The sequence below is a fragment of the Superficieibacter sp. 1612_C1 genome (assembly GCF_015234305.1).
In the GTDB taxonomy this organism is placed as follows: Bacteria; Pseudomonadota; Gammaproteobacteria; order Enterobacterales; family Enterobacteriaceae; genus Superficieibacter.
On record NZ_JADGMI010000002.1, the window covers coordinates 862894 to 877856 of the forward strand.

General features: G+C 45.8%; 12 protein-coding genes and 2 pseudogenes. 5 read left to right on the plus strand and 9 right to left on the minus strand.

Annotated features, from left to right (window positions below; translation table 11 throughout):
• Positions 1 to 129 precede the first annotated feature (129 nt).
• From INT84_RS10365 to INT84_RS10375, 3 genes are all read left to right on the plus strand, one after another.
• A complete protein-coding gene (locus INT84_RS10365; protein WP_070802566.1) occupies positions 130 to 330 on the plus strand; it encodes an AlpA family transcriptional regulator in 201 nt (66 codons plus the stop codon).
• Positions 331 to 440: 110 nt separating this feature from the next.
• Positions 441 to 1553 (plus strand): hypothetical protein, encoded by a 1113-nt coding sequence (locus INT84_RS10370; RefSeq protein ID WP_194206719.1) that lies wholly within the window; start codon positions 441 to 443, stop codon positions 1551 to 1553.
• Between the two features lie 631 nt (positions 1554 to 2184).
• The gene (locus INT84_RS10375) at positions 2185 to 3591 is read left to right on the plus strand and encodes a hypothetical protein (RefSeq protein ID WP_194206720.1); all 1407 of its coding nucleotides are present in this window, start codon (positions 2185 to 2187) and stop codon (positions 3589 to 3591) included.
• A 55-nt stretch (positions 3592 to 3646) separates the two neighbouring features.
• On the opposite strand, the gene INT84_RS10380 is transcribed toward INT84_RS10375, so the two are convergent.
• The 4 genes from INT84_RS10380 to INT84_RS10395 all read right to left on the minus strand — a co-directional run bounded on the left by INT84_RS10380 (position 3647) and on the right by INT84_RS10395 (position 7988).
• Positions 3647 to 3940 carry a TIR domain-containing protein gene (locus INT84_RS10380; RefSeq protein WP_370529661.1) on the minus strand — a complete coding sequence of 98 codons (294 nt, stop codon included), beginning with the start codon at positions 3938 to 3940 and terminating at the stop codon, positions 3647 to 3649.
• 289 nt (positions 3941 to 4229) lie between these two features.
• A complete protein-coding gene (locus INT84_RS10385; protein ID WP_194206721.1) occupies positions 4230 to 5915 on the minus strand; it encodes an ADP-ribosylglycohydrolase family protein in 1686 nt (561 codons plus the stop codon).
• A 9-nt stretch (positions 5916 to 5924) separates the two neighbouring features.
• A complete protein-coding gene (locus INT84_RS10390; RefSeq protein WP_080070219.1) occupies positions 5925 to 6590 on the minus strand; it encodes a DarT ssDNA thymidine ADP-ribosyltransferase family protein in 666 nt (221 codons plus the stop codon).
• Complete coding sequence (locus INT84_RS10395) at positions 6591 to 7988, minus strand: 3'-5' exonuclease (RefSeq protein WP_194206722.1); 1398 nt, start codon at positions 7986 to 7988, stop codon at positions 6591 to 6593. It lies immediately after the preceding gene.
• Between the two features lie 352 nt (positions 7989 to 8340).
• Here INT84_RS10395 and INT84_RS10400 point away from each other — a divergent pair.
• Positions 8341 to 8735: pseudogene (locus INT84_RS10400) on the plus strand (integrase core domain-containing protein); the annotation flags it as partial.
• A gap of 89 nt (positions 8736 to 8824) precedes the next feature.
• Here the strand turns inward: INT84_RS10400 and INT84_RS10405 are convergent.
• From INT84_RS10405 to pth, 4 genes and pseudogenes are all read right to left on the minus strand, one after another.
• A pseudogene (locus INT84_RS10405) lies at positions 8825 to 9184 on the minus strand (Fic/DOC family protein); the annotation flags it as partial.
• 188 nt (positions 9185 to 9372) lie between these two features.
• Entirely contained in the window at positions 9373 to 10566 is a 1194-nt protein-coding gene (locus tag INT84_RS10410) for an integrase arm-type DNA-binding domain-containing protein (RefSeq protein WP_194206723.1), read from the minus strand.
• A gap of 214 nt (positions 10567 to 10780) precedes the next feature.
• A complete protein-coding gene (gene ychF / locus INT84_RS10415; RefSeq protein ID WP_194206724.1) occupies positions 10781 to 11872 on the minus strand; it encodes a redox-regulated ATPase YchF in 1092 nt (363 codons plus the stop codon).
• A gap of 116 nt (positions 11873 to 11988) precedes the next feature.
• Positions 11989 to 12573 (minus strand): aminoacyl-tRNA hydrolase, encoded by a 585-nt coding sequence (pth, locus tag INT84_RS10420; RefSeq protein ID WP_194206725.1) that lies wholly within the window; start codon positions 12571 to 12573, stop codon positions 11989 to 11991.
• A gap of 269 nt (positions 12574 to 12842) precedes the next feature.
• Between pth and ychH the strand changes: the two genes are divergently transcribed.
• Complete coding sequence (ychH, locus tag INT84_RS10425; RefSeq protein ID WP_176917868.1) at positions 12843 to 13115, plus strand: stress-induced protein YchH; 273 nt, start codon at positions 12843 to 12845, stop codon at positions 13113 to 13115.
• A gap of 45 nt (positions 13116 to 13160) precedes the next feature.
• On the opposite strand, the gene dauA is transcribed toward ychH, so the two are convergent.
• Entirely contained in the window at positions 13161 to 14825 is a 1665-nt protein-coding gene (dauA, locus tag INT84_RS10430) for a C4-dicarboxylic acid transporter DauA (protein WP_228066163.1), read from the minus strand.
• Positions 14826 to 14963: the final 138 nt, after the last annotated feature.

Genomic DNA, 14963 nt, shown 5'->3' on the forward strand with positions numbered 1-14963 from the left:
TGATCTCGGATGGCATAAACATGAACGATGCCCTGAACGTGCTCAACGAAGGCATCGTTGAGTGAATCCTTGCGTTTTTTGGTGGTTGTAAATAGCGCAGCTCCTGAACCAGCTCAAAGGAGCACAAGCATGAACACCAACCGTATTCTCCGCAAAAAAGAAGTTCTTCACCTGACCGGGATCTCCGCCGCCACGATGTACCGACTCATTGCGAAAGGGACATTCCCAATCCCTAAGAAACTGACTGGCGACAGTGGGCGGGCTGTGGGATGGGGATCAAATGAAATTCAAAGCTGGATTGAGTCGCGCGGGATTAGCACTACGCAGTGATCTGTAAGCCTTATCCAACCCCTGACACACCAACCATATAACCAGTAACAGTGATGATACCTGCATATGAAAGGGGGCACTGTTACTGCTATGAGCTATCGGAACAGAATATGACGCTAAAATTTAATCGTAAACGGGTAACATCCTTACGTGACAAAACCTCACTTGGAGTTAATGGTGCAGGCCAGTCTACGCATGGCAGTATAGACAAAATAGCATGGGTAACGGACATGCATGTCTGGGAAGAGAATCAGATACTCAGACAGCGTTTGTTTAGCCTCGCTTCAGGTGGGCGCTACCTGATCAAAGTTCGACCGGCTGGTAAGTATGAATGTGGCGGGCACTATCGTTGGGTGGTGGAAATCCGACTGAAAGCTAAATCGCGCAAGCACCCCATATTGCTGGCAATCCATTTTGCCCCAACCAGTCGTCAGCGTGGATTTCAGCGAATGGAACTTAGTCCCCAGCACTATTCTGCGAAACAGATAACGGATTTGTTCGTGTGGCTGGGGCGGAACGGACGCATCGGCAAGTATCTATATTGGGGATTACGTAATGCCTGGATAACAACTATTCATTACGCGCTGGATGTGGTGGGAATGAAGCTTCACGACTATTTAATAAGGCTAGTTGGTGCAAGGAGCGGCGACTTTAATGATTTGCATGTAGAGCAGGAAGGGTTACGGCTGGGGTCTACGACTATCGTCGCGTCAATATACGAAAAGGCCGATGTTCCGGGTCTGGCAACTGAGAGAAGGTATGAACAAGCTGTCCTTCTGCTTGATGAACAACAGTTCCGGCGATTTCTGCGGCTGGAGTTGCGTTTATCACCCGGCAAGAAAAAGCTCATGCTGAACAACCTGCTAAATATGGAGAATCTGGTATCTAAACTCGCATTTTATGACCGTAACGCGCTGGTAGATTCTGAGCTTGAACCTGATTTTTCTCGCCTGCTACGTGAGTATGTCCCTTACCCGGCTGCCAGAGCGGATTACCAGCCGTCAGCGACCCTGAATGGTAAGCAGGTCAGCTCATCGAAAAAAGCTGCGGATAAGCGCGTTGATAAACTCATGGAGCGCTACCGTGTAGAATTGTTCGATTCAGAGGCTGTATGGGCTATGTTCCCGCATGTGGTGGAAAAACTTGGGATTCTCGCGCAACCACAATACTGGCAATTTAGGCATCGCCAGAAGTGGCTTCAGTTGCGACTGAAAGACGGGTAATTGTGGTTGGGCAGGGATGCCGTTTGCTTCAAAGCATGAAGATGACGGACATGTTAAATCAGAAACCTGAAAGATGACGGTTTTAAACCGCCCATCATTGTAGGATTTTGGTGTGACAGACCAGCTAACTACCGCTGCTGTTTAGTGTCAGATTCGCATCTCGTACATTGGTAGGGGAAAACCGCCGATGGTTTTTATTCCAAACATCGGCTTTAGTACCCTGATATTAACCGCAGGGATTGATGATTATCCCCATAACACAGAATCTATGTTTGTATTTTCGATTCTGTATTTTTGTCAATTACATCGGTTAATGCATTCCTCAAGGTAGTTATCAGGTATAACTCTATATTACTCACTATATAGTATGTATATGTCACTGCCATATTAATAGTGATAACGAGCACCAGAGATATATAGCGGGGAGGAGCGTGGTAATATGTGAGTGTGAGTGGTATGAGAAAAAATGGCCTTCATAATTGATTCTGTAATGACCTTTTTTAGTTAGAATTCTTTAGTAAGCCTGTAATTATATCCTGTCACTGTTCTTCGTAATTAATGTTGTAAATTCCAGCGTTGTAAAAACAACTGTGTTTTTTTTGTTATGCAACTTTCAATTACGAGGTATTCTGTGAAATATTCTGTGGGTTATATCATTAAACGTGGCATTCTGGTTACACTCGATACTTATAATAAGTTCATTGAGGATGTACATAACATACCTTTCATTGGGAAAGATGCTCGCCAGTCTCCGTCATACTATCTGGATATTCAACGGTTTTTGCAGCATCTGATTTGTAATAACTTCCTTTATGCTAAAGACACCCCGGAGGATAATCCATGGACGCAATACTCGCCAATATATAATGAGCTGAGTAAAAAGGAATTACCGTTTGTCTTTAAACAGAATAAATACCTGTGTTGTGAGCGAGCGTTAGAGTTGCTGAAAGATGCAGGAATTATAAATATTAAAAAATACTTTTATGGGAATGGGAAAAGCCGTACTTTTGCTTTGTCCAAGGCATACCTCAAACGCTGGTTTGAAGTCTCGCCTGATGACTACAGGCAGCGCGATGATCGTTACATTTATCTGTCTGTGGATAAGCGTGTTCGTGACGTAAAGATCATGACGGAGGAACAACTGATCCACAAAGCGTTATCGCACTTTAATAAGCCCCGCCATGCTACGCGTCACGTATCCCGTGAAACCCAGCAATATATGTGTCAAGTGTATCTCAACATGGGGGCGTTGCGTATCAACCTTGATAAGCTACAGGCCTACGTTCCTGAAGACGAAAGGGAGGCTGCTCTGAAGTCTCACTTCCTCCAGCATCTGGCTGAGCGTGGTTGCAGGATGGTTTCAAGCGTTCCTTTGGTGGTTGAATACTTCCCTGAATACAAACTGGCAGAGCGGGGAACGCGTTCATTTGAGAAGAATGGTGGCTTTCAGGCGCTAAAGGCCGCTATCAAATGGTCGGTAGTTGAAGGCCATAACTACGATATCAAAAGCAGCCAACTGACTATTCTGAAACATGAACTGGAGCGATACGGCATCAAATGTAAGCGGCTGGCAAAGATCACCAAGAAGAAGGTTATGCGTCGGTTCAACGTTGATCAAAAGGCTGCTAAGTTGCTTATCTATACTCTGATTTATTCACTCGGAGAGTTTCGTAAGCATAAGGACAGCGCTGCGTTTCGTAAGCTTTGTGATTTGTATGGTTACAATGAGGCGGTGTGTGTGGCTGATGAGTGGATTGAGTTTGTTCGGCCCGTGAGAAGGGCACTTAACGCGTTGGTGGCGCGTTATCTTGGTGAGCATGTTAATTGCCCTGGTCGTGGTTGGGCCATACGCAATGCTGTCCGTCAGTCTTTGATGGTTAAACCGGGCAAGATCACCGCGAGTGTTCGTCGTTGTGTGTTGTCGCATATGATCCAAGGTATTGAGAGTAGGGCAGTTTATGAGACCATTCTGGTTAATCCCGGAGTGTGTTGTTCTATTGAGCATGATGGGATGGTGAGTAATTGTGAGATAACCTAGGATCACCCTTATTTGGTACTACAAAAGAAACACTAAACTATATGTACGGCTTGATCTAGAATGTGATTAAGGCCACCCCGCTAATATCATTTGGAATTTCTATATCTCCCGTAACCAGTGCACAAGCGTTATGACATCCTAGTTTTAAGTAACCATTCTCAAATACAACATTTTGTCTTGCTCGTGATTTCCGTGTATGCTCACCAGCAAGGCTACCAGTGTCACAGGGAGTGTACAAAACAATGGCAAACCCTACATTTGTATGGGCTTCGATTTTTTCAATAACTGTTTTTCTATAATTTACCTGTTCGTGAAGAATAACCGCAGAAAAAATATTTTTTCGATAAATTGTGCAGTTTCCTTTTTTGCAAGATCATCCCGGTCGTGAATAATAATTATAGTGAATTAATCCACAAAACTAAATCGAAGATCTGTTTATGGTATGCTTTTTGGAAACTACATCACTGCCACTGGAAATTAACTGTAATTGCCAAGGGTCTTAATATTGTGAAAGGTTTGGATTGGAATTGCGATTTTTTCTTCTTTAAGAGAACTATCGCATAAATTATTTTTAATAAGCATTAACCTGTATTTTATACAAAAATGGCTCGAGACTTAAGTCTGAGCCATTTAGTATATTACTGTTTTTTCTTTCTTGAAATAAATGCCTTGCCTATGATCGCAGCGAAAGCAATGCACGAATCAAGGCCATTTTTATCAGCAAATTGAATAAGGTAATGACCTATTTCCCGTTCACTAAAGCCATTTTTGATTAATTTTGTTGTTATGTCATCGAGATCTAAGTTTTTAGAGTCTGCATAGGCATAATCGAAGCTATTTTGTTCAAAATTATATTGATTAGAAACTGGCTGTGAATTATTTCTTAAATCATTTTGTCGTGAAGGTTCTTTAGGTGCAAGTGGTTGTTCGGACACAATATCATTTTTGAGAGGTAAGTCATTCTCACTAAGTTGAGTTGGGTCAGCAAGTTTAATATCACCAATTTTACTCTTCAATAATACAGTTTGACCATATTCGAGTTGCATCCATTTCCACTCGTGACTTTTAGCTTTCCAGCCTTCTGGTTTTAATGGTGTGACTTTTCCTAACCCGATAATATGAAACATACCATCTTTGTCTTTAACTAATGTATCACTTTGCGTTTGTGGTGTCTGCCATTTGTTTATGTTTGGGTAATTAAAGTTTTTGGTGACAATACCTTCTGCAATGTCATTTAATCTGCTTGCTTCACTAATTATATATTTGCTATCTTGGATATTCCACTCTGGAATTCCATTGTAACATCCCAAAATAGCCCCAGCCATACTTGCAATTGAGTCTGTATCGGTGCCTAATAAATTGACACACGAGATAATTGCTTCGTATGGAGTTGTGTTTTTGTAAAAATGACAAAGCAAAGCACTCGCAATTGCAGTGTTTGTTGCTGCTCCTCTCCTTGAGTCTTTGTTACATTCAAGGGCATTAATTGCTGATTTGTACTTATCCGACAGATCACTATTTTCTTTAGCTGCATTTAGAGATTTTGAAAGATATGTTTTGGATTCTACTCGAATTCTATCTATTTCTTCATGCAATTTGTTACCTGACATAATCTCCCAATTAGGAAGCCAGAAGTTATTCAACTCATAGATTTCCTGAATAATATCTGGGACAGAAGTGAAGTTATCAATAAAACCATTGATTTCTGTAGGGCCTGCTGGTCTACCATTTATTAACGCATACTGTAGAGTATCAGCATGCAAGAGAGCTCCGCAGACTGCTATTAAGTGCCCATGAGTTACTAATGAATCTTTAATTACAGATGCAACATATTTTCTATCAGATAAATTCTTACAACTCCATACGTGGGGTTGTATTCTCATGGCGGTTCCATTTCCACCTGAGTTTGTGTACTCAATGCCATTGCTTTTGTAGAAGTTAGAGAACCAATTAGTATCTTTCCGCATAAGATTGGTAGCTGCTAACTTAGTTGCTCTGCCTGCACCTAATGCATAAGATAACCAAACTGGAAGCTCTATTTTAGCAAATGACTCAGTGTCAAACTCTCCATTGCTTCTAATAGATCTTGATACAGCTAATCTTAATTGTGTATCATCTGAATATGTTCCTGCCGGGAGACTCACAGTTACTCCTGAGTATCCACCAATTTTTCGATTCCAGCTAACAGGTTTCAGAAGGTAGGTATCGTTAATCCTACGCTTTAAGCCACTTTCATCTGTAAGTTCAGAAATCCAGCCAATAGCATCACCAGCAGCGGCCCACAGTGCGGAATTTATGACCTTTTGTTTTCTGAGTGAGTTCATTTTTCCCTCTTAGAATGTGTTAGGCACACCTAAAAATTTTTCTGGACAAATAATAACATTTACAGAATGAAAACCAAAGCTCCTCAATGTTCCGTGTATAGATGCTGCTTGCTCTTGGTCCTGTACATAAACGCTTCTAAGAAATTTCATATCAAGTGGGTTTGGGTACAGAACTTCAGCTTGCTCGCAGGTAGTCAATCTTTGAGGTCGACCATTTCTTCTTACCGTATTTCCTCTCCACCTTGTAATCGTATCTGCAAACATAGCTTGAAGCCCTGCAGGACCATGAGTTCTTATTACAGATGTATATATATTATTCGTAGTTGTAAAATAAACCTTTGGGTGAGTCAGTATAATAGGGTCAAAAGCCATAATACACCACCATCGATCTTCGCCTCTGAACCAACGCTTAGCTGCATTGAAATAACTTGTGTTTATTTCACTTATGGATAGGTTTATATAATCTAACCAATCTTCATCTTTATTAAAGGTATCTTGGGCCTCTTTTCTCTCACTTGATACAGGTGACGCAATATAGCTTAAATATTGATCTACATTTAATGCTTTACGAGATAAAACTACGCCAGTACCTGCACAGCCGGTTAATCCTCTTTCAGTAGTAAAATGCAGAATCTCAGTTATACCATTATCTGTAATGTATTGTTCAATAGTCATTTATAAATCTATCTCGTCGAAAGTTCCAGGGGTAAAATACTCTACCAAATCTGATTTTTCTGATTCTTTATATCCGATAACAACTGAATCTTTGGCTCGACTGATAGCCATTGCAAGTAATCTTCTCAATTGCTGTAATTTATCATCATTTTCATCTTGTTGATGCTGCATATTTGCAGTACTAAGACCTAAAATTATCACGTGATCAAACTCGAGCCCCTTCGCGGAGTTCATTGTTGATAGTGCGATATTTTCAGGCCCTCTTGACCAAACCTTATTTCTCGTAATTGTAACGTAAGGAAGGTTATGATGAGTTAGTTGTTTTTCAATTTCATCAAACCATTTTCCGCCTTTAGGTTTAAGAAATGCTACTGATTCATTTTGCAAGTTAACATTGTTTTTAATATAATCAATCGCATACTTAACTTGCTGAGAATATCGCCCTTTGCAAACAACTGGTTTAGGGCCATGTCTTGTAGCTTTTGTAAAGTCGCTGATGCTCCCATCATCATCAATTGTTAATCCATGAGTGATTGACGCAGCAAATGCAGCAATTTCCACAGTATTTCTGTGGTTCTCCCCTAATCTAAAATAGGCCGCATTTCGCATATCTAATCCGGTTTCTACCCATGTGAAACCTCGAGGATATAAACGTTGAATTGTATCAATGACAAATGTTAAATAATAATCTTCATTTAGGTGGTTTAGTATTGCTCTAATTTGGTTAGCCGAAAAATCTTGGGTTTCATCGACTACAATTATGTCATAGCCTAGACATTCGTTAGCTATCATTTTCTCACATTGTGAGTGCCAATCATCTAACTGATTATCTTGAAGGTATTGTACATAAGAGCGAACAACATCTATTAAAAACTGACGAGTTTGTCTGGTTACTTGAGGTGACAATCCTCTACCCGTTCTTTCAACTGTTAAGTAGTTATCCAATTCATGATGACGGAATCTACCACGAAAATAATCTATTTCATCGAGCACAAAGTTTAAATCCAGTCCCAGAGATAAACATCTATTAAGAAGATAAGAATCGCGATTGGCATCGCTTATTAAAGGGGTGTTTAAATGCACTCGAGCCCAATTGGCAAATGTGTCATTTTCAACTACTACAGGTATCGCCTTAGCTTGAATACTATCATTGATTAAACCCTCAATATATCCGGCTAAAGTTCTATTAAATGACAGTACTAATGTTTTGATCGGGGTCGTATCATTGTTGAGATTTCTTCGATACGTTAACGCATTGACTATTGCTGTAAGTCGAAGTAGAGCACTTGTAGTTTTGCCGCTGCCTGCTGCACCCCGAATAACTACAATACCTGACGTATTTCGACTTACTATGGGCAGTTGTTCAGGTGTAGCTCGATGGTTAGAAAGAATTTTCACATTGCTCTCCTTAAGTACTTGTGATTTCCAATTTTCTCTATATATAAAGCTTGTTGTGGGGTAGCTTGTCTGTTACTCAATGATTGTGAGATTAATCTTATATACCTTGAGACACCAGCCTTCAAGTGAAGATTGTAACTTTTGTTTCAGACGGCTAGAGGGCACGTTTTTTTTACTATGGAATAGCTTATCTGGTCATACTGTTAGAGATGTGACCTGCTCCCCGTTGATTAGCAGGCCCCGATGTTAGTAATGCCTTCATAAGCCACATGAGGACATCCCTATGAAGAAGCGTTTTCCGACGAACAGATGATCAGGCTTCTCCGAGAAGTAGAAGCAGAAGCAGAAGCCGGAGTGTCTGACCTGCGTGGATAATTTCACGAAGGCATGCCGGACGCTCACTGTTGCCTTTGGGATTTCAGGCGTGCAAGCCACTCGTATTATGGGTCGCATTGTGCTGTTTCACTGCTATCCGGCTACGACAAGAACTGACCAAGGGCCTGAGTTTACCTGCAAAGCACTTTATTAGTAGGCTTATGAGCATGGAGTGGCGCTGTGGTTTATCCAGCCCGGCAAGCTGATACAGAACGGATTTATTTAGAGTTTTAACGGACGCTTTCGCGATGAATGCCTGAATGAGCATTGGCTCAGCTACGTCAGTCATGCAGGAGAACCATCAGTGAATGGCGTTAGGATTTTAACGAGTGCCGTCCACACTGCACGCTCAATTATCAGACGCCGTCATAATTTGCGGCGGGCTGGAGAAAGAGGAATTCTGATAGTGAAGGGGCCGACATTACGAACTGCGCGTTGTATCTAATCCTGGGGCAGGTCACATCGCCCATGTCGCTACACGGCTTGTATTGAGCCAGATACTTGCTGTCGAACTCGTTCAGCAGTTTTGGCAACTGCGCTGAGGGGGCAAACACAAAGCCTCCCTTGCTGATATTCACCGTTCTTTCTTGTCCAGCCCACTCGTAGATGTTACCTAACCAGCGGCGATGCCAGCTTTTTAGCAGAGCTACGCTGGGTTGGCCTTCCGGGAACTGTTCTTCAAAAACAGACAGGTAGAGTTGTTCTAACAGAACAAGTTCAGCCTCATCCATCTCATCAGAAGTAGCGATCCCCAGCTTATTAGCTAAAACTTGTTCACCAGAGTCTTTCCCATACTGGCCTTCACTGCTGAATACAAGGTATCAGCTCATGGAGATGCCCTGTAGTATTAGACAGATGTGAAAACAGAGGGAGCATAACGCTGGTTGAGTACAGCAAACAATACTCTTAAAATCAGCTGCTTACAAAAGTGTAGGTTAAAATGTAGTTTTTATTCTATTGTGGAAAATAATCGTTAATAATCAGCGTTAACACACCAAAGCATCTTCGTTTACGACACATCAGTACTATTGTCTGTGCTTTTTACCCATCCCTCAAGCTTATCCGCCCATTCCTGCATCATCACTTTACGCTCATCAAGATAAGTTGCATGGTTGTATGTGCGACGAACATTGTTGGTATCAGCGTGCGCAAGTTGGGCCTCAATAGCATCAGGTCGATAGCCCATCTCGTTTAAGCGGGTACTTCCTGTGGTTCTGGTTGCATGTGGGCTATAAGTACCGCTCCAGCCGAGGCTTTTAAGTAGTTGACGCAGAGAGTGTGATGTCATTGGACCTAACGGATTATCCCTGCCTGGAAAAAGGTGCTGTCGATGCCCGGTTAATCCCTGTAGCGTTCTGAGCATGTTGACGGCTTGGGAGGGGAGGGGAATAACATGTTCTCTGCGGGCTTTCATCCGCGCTACCGGAATGGTCCACAGGGCGTTATCAAGATCGAATTCTGTCCATTCAGCTTCGGTGGCTTCTGCAGGACGCGTCAATGTCCACCACATAAGCCACATGCAATAGTTAACCTGGTATGAGCCACGACTGTTATCAAAACAGCTTAATAGCTTCCCGATTTGTTGTGGGTTTAATGCCTGTTTGTGCTGTGTCTTATTCGCCGGAATCGCCTTACGCACTGGCCAGACAGGATCGCTATCTGCTCTGAGCGTCGCCACCGCTAGTTCAAAAACGGATGAAATGGTGCGGCGGGCTTCAGCGGCAACTGTTGGTGCTCCTCGTTTAGCCGTTTCCTGAAGAATTCTAAGGATGTGGTGTGGAGTGATCTCTCTGACAGGGAGCTTCCCTATGGCGGGGAAAACCACTCGTTCGAGCATATCCAGTCGCCGCGTTTTGGTAATTTCGGCCCAGTCTTTCATCTGCAACCACTCTTTAGCGATCAGCTCAAAGGTGTTGGATGCGTCGTTGACCTTGCGGATCTTATCTAACTGGCGAGCCAGTGTCGGGCTAACTCCATCCGCGACTTGTTTACGCGCTTGCTCGCATTTTTCGCGAGCTTCGGCAAGTTTGACCGCCGGGTACTCACCTAGCGCAAACATGCTGGATTTACCGTTGAGTTTAAACCGATAGCGCCATGCCTTTTTGCCATTGGGTTTCACTTCGAGGTAGAGACCGTTGAAATCATTGAGTCGATAGAGTTTTTCTTTCGGCTTGGCAGTGCGGCATTGCGTATCAGTGAGCATAACGGAACCTTGTTTATTTATTATACCGTCATTGTACTCACTTAAAATGAAGATGGAAGAATGTTGTACTCATCCGTGTACTCATTTTTGACTGCGTTATTATGAGATAACGTGAGACGTTATGAAATGAAAAATCCACGCAATTGCGTGGATTTTATGGGGTTTTCCATTTTTCATGCGATTCACTGAGATCGCATGAGACAATAGAAACGGCTTAGACGTTGAACAGGAAGTTCATCACATCGCCATCTTTAACGATATAGTCTTTGCCTTCCGCACGCATCTTGCCGGCTTCTTTCGCGCCTTGTTCACCTTTATAGGTGATGAAATCGTCAAAGGCGATGGTCTGTGCGCGGATGAAGCCTTTTTCAAAATCGGTGTGGATTTTACCGGCGGCCTGCGGTGCAGTAGCGCCGACAGGGATGGTCCACGCACGTACTTCTTTCACGCCTGCGGTGAAGTAGGTTTGCAGATTGAGCAGCTCGTAGCCTGCACGGATCACGCGGTTCAGGCCCGGTTCTTCAATGCCCAGTTCAGCCATGAATTCGTCGCGGTCGGCGTCGTCCAGTTCGGCGATGTCAGATTCAACGGCGGCACATACGGCAACGACCACAGAACCTTCTTTCGCGGCGATTTCGCGGACTTTATCCAGATACGGATTATTTTCAAAACCGTCTTCGTTGACGTTGGCGATGTACATGGTCGGCTTCAGGGTCAGGAAGCTCAGATAGCGGATAGCGGCTTTATCTTCATCCGTTAACGCCAGCGCGCGCAGCATACCGGCGTTTTCCAGCTGCGGCAGGCATTTTTCCAGCGCCGCTTGCTCAGCTTTAGCGTCTTTATCGCCGCCTTTCGCTTTTTTCGACACGCGATGCAGGGCGCGTTCGCAGGTATCGAGATCCGCCAGCGCCAGTTCGGTGTTGATGGTGTCGATGTCTTCTGCCGGATCGACTTTACCCGCAACGTGAATGATGTTGTCGTTTTCAAAGCAGCGCACGACGTGACCAATGGCTTCGGTTTCGCGGATGTTGGTCAGGAACTGGTTGCCCAGGCCTTCGCCTTTGGACGCGCCTTTTACCAGACCGGCGATGTCCACAAACTCCATGGTGGTCGGCAGGATACGCTGTGGTTTAACGATTTCGGCCAGCTTATCCAGACGCGGATCGGGCATCGGAACCACACCGGTGTTCGGCTCGATGGTACAGAACGGGAAGTTTGCCGCTTCGATACCGGCTTTGGTGAGCGCATTGAACAGAGTGGATTTTCCGACGTTAGGTAAGCCGACGATACCGCATTTGAATCCCATGATGTAAATCACCTTAATATCTTGATAATCAATCTGTTATCGATAACAGATTGTAGAAAAGTAAATAACTTAGCCTATTATACACGGAGCCAGACAAAAATACCGCACATCGCGGGCTATTGCGCCCGGAAAGCGTGTAAACGGTTCGTGGCTTTGGTCAGACCTTCTTTAAGCCACACCTCAGTACAACGCGCCGCTTCGTCAATCGCATCATCAATCAGCTTTTGCTCTGCCGCCTGCGGCTTGCCGAGCACAAAACCGACAACTTTGTTTTTATCGCCCGGATGACCGATGCCGAGGCGTAAGCGGTGAAAACCAGGGTTATTGCCTAACTTGCTGATAATGTCTTTCAGGCCATTATGGCCGCCATGCCCGCCGCCGAGTTTAAACTTCGCTACCCCTGGCGGCAGATCCAGTTCGTCATGCGCCACCAGAATTTCATCAGGATTAATGCGATAGAAGGTCGCCATCGCGGCGACGGCTTTACCGCTCAGGTTCATAAAGGTGGTGGGGACCAGCAGACGCACATCTTCCCCCGCCAGAGTAAGGCGCGAGGTATAGCCAAAAAATTTCCCCTCTTCACGTAGCGGGGCGCGATGACGCTCGGCCAGCAGATCCACATACCAGGCACCCGCGTTATGACGCGTTGCCGCATATTCCGCACCGGGGTTAGCCAGGCCGACAATCAGTTTTATGCTCACGTAATTATTCCTGAAGGGTCGATATTTTGCGCGTAGTGTACTGTCTGTGCGGGGCAATGACAAAATTACGCGACGGTGAAGTGAAAAGAGCATTAATTGCTAAAGTGAACTATTAGAATTTGATGCGATTCAATAGCTTATTTGTAAATTTATGTTGACTTTATGTTCATTAATGTGATCCGTTACGCAATCCTCGCCGGGGTGGGTGGCTATACTTTATCCACAAGGAAAAGGGGTTTTCCCTTCCACCCAACGATCCGGAGGTTCATATGAAACGTAAAAACGCTTCGTTATGCGGTAATACACTTATGGTGTTGGGCCTGGTTGTGATGGTCGTCGGCGTAGGATATTCCATTCTGAATCAGTTACCTCAGCTTAACCTGCCGCAGTTTTTCGCGCATGGTGCGGTCTTCAGCATTTTCCTCGGCGCTATCCTGTGGCTGGCCGGGGCGCGTATCAGTGGACATGAGCAGGTCAGCGATCGTTACTGGTGGGTTCGTCACTACGATAAACGCTGCCGCCGCGACGGTCGCCATAGTTAATCAGGATTAAAAAAACGGCCCTCATCAGAGAGCCGTTTGGGAGCGTTAACTGGACGTCGGTACGTCTTCCAGCGCGGCGTCACGATTAGGATAGAACGCCAGACGACCCGGTATCGGTTTTATTCCGGCTCGCGCCATCGTGCGCAGCGGCTGGAACTCCAGGTTTGACACCCGCAGCTCACATCCTTCCGGTAACTTATTCACAAAGCGCTGGAAAGCATCCAGACCACCCGCGTCGAGGATCGGTACCGCATCCCACTTCAGCACGACGATGCGCTTGCCGACAATACGCGATTCCAGCTCGGTAAATAATCCTTCCGCCGCCGCGAAAAACAGCGGACCAATCACCCGCAGCACCAGCACATCGTCAGGGACGGAAACGTTAACCGGCGCGAAGCGGGTCATGCGGGCAATCCGGCGCATAAACAGCAGCGAAGCCAGTACGATGCCAACGCTTATCGCAATCACCATATCGAACAGCACCGTCAGCGACATACAGATTAGCATGACGATAATGTCGTCTTTTGGCGCACGGCGTAGCAGATTAATGACCTTATGGGCTTCACTCATATTCCACGCCACCATCAGCAGCAGCGCGGCCATCGCCGACAGCGGCAGCCAGGAGAGCAGCGGAGCCAGCACCAGCAGTGCAAGGATCACCAGGATGGAGTGGATCACCGCCGAAACGGGAGAGGTGGCCCCGGCACGCACGTTGGCCGCTGAACGGGCAATCGCGGCGGTGGCGGTAATGCCGCCAAAGAAGGGCGCGACGAGGTTGCCGAGGCCCTGACCAATCAGTTCGCTGTTGGCTTTATGCTTGGTGCCGGTCATGCCATCAAGGACGACGGCACACAGCAGGGATTCAATCGCACCCAGCATCGCCATGGAAAACGCGGCGGGAAGCAGCGCGCGCAGCGAGTCCCAGCTCAGGGTAAAGGAGGAGCCGGGCAGATCCCACGGCAGGATCAGCTGCGGTAGCAGCTGTGGAATGCCGTTCCCTTTTGAACCGTCCGCCAGCACATAGTGGAACTGCGAACCAATCGTCGCTACGTTGAATCCCATCATGTTAACGATAGCCATTACCGCGCAGCCGGCCAGCAATGCCGGCAGGTGGCCTGGCAAACGAATGCCCAGCCGCGGCCAGAAAATCAGCGTTCCCAGCGTGACAATGCCAATCGCGGCATCGCCCAGGTTGATGGTCGGTAACGCCATCACCAGTGCGCCCACTTTTTGCAGATAGTGTTCCGGCACATGCGCCATTTGCAGGCCAAGGAAATCTTTGATCTGCATGGTGCCGATGGTGATGCCGATCCCGGAGGTAAAGCCGAGGGTGACGGAGAGCGGAATGTACTCAATCAGTCGCCCAAAGCGTGCCAGCCCAAAGAGCACTAAAAACAGACCGGAGATCAACGTTGCCATCAGCAGGCCGGACAAACCAAACTGCTGCGCGACCGGATAAAGGATCACCACGAAGGCGGCGGTTGGCCCGGAGACGCTAAAGCGCGACCCACCGCTCAGGGCGATGACAATCCCGGCGACGGCGGAGGTATAGAGGCCGTACTGTGGTGCAACGCCGCTGCCAATAGCCAGCGCCATCGCTAGCGGGATGGCAATGATACCGACGGTGATGCCCGCAATTAAATCGCGCGTAAAGCGTGAAGCGGTGTACTTCTCTTTCCAGCACGCATCAATCAGGGCGCGGAAAGGCATCACATCTGGAGAAAGAATATTTTTCACGATGGTGATCGTCCGTGAGCGCATCATCGGGGAATAAACAGACCGATGACGGAGGCATTAGTCATACAAATAAACATAACAGCAAAAAAAACCCGCCGTAGCGGGTCTTTT